This is a genomic window from uncultured Shewanella sp. (genome assembly GCF_947495455.1).
Taxonomy (GTDB): Bacteria; Pseudomonadota; Gammaproteobacteria; order Enterobacterales; family Shewanellaceae; genus Shewanella.
Genome location: NZ_CANLZC010000261.1, coordinates 1 through 458 on the forward strand (window position 1 = coordinate 1; position 458 = coordinate 458).

Below are 458 nucleotides of genomic sequence, written 5' to 3' on the forward strand. Positions count from 1 at the left end.
CCTTTCCTCCTCGCTGAAAGTGCTTTACAACCCGAAGGCCTTCTTCACACACGCGGCATGGCTGCATCAGGGTTTCCCCCATTGTGCAATATTCCCCACTGCTGCCTCCCGTAGGAGTCTGGACCGTGTCTCAGTTCCAGTGTGGCTGATCATCCTCTCAGACCAGCTAGGGATCGTCGCCTTGGTGAGCCATTACCTCACCAACTAGCTAATCCCACCTAGGTTCATCCAATCGCGAAAGGCCCGAAGGTCCCCTCCTTTCCCCCGTAGGGCGTATGCGGTATTAGCAGTCGTTTCCAACTGTTATCCCCCTCGACTGGGCAGATACCTAGGCATTACTCACCCGTCCGCCGCTCGTCAGCAAAGGTGCAAGCACCTTCCTGTTACCGCTCGACTTGCATGTGTTAGGCCTGCCGCCAGCGTTCAATCTGAGCCATGATCAAACTCTTCAATTAAAG

General features: G+C 55.0%; 1 rRNA gene. It reads right to left on the reverse strand.

Annotated features, from left to right (window positions below):
* Window positions 1–455: ribosomal RNA gene (locus Q0791_RS25055) — 16S ribosomal RNA — on the reverse strand; the annotation flags it as partial.
* Between the last annotated feature and the right edge of the window lie 3 nt (window positions 456–458).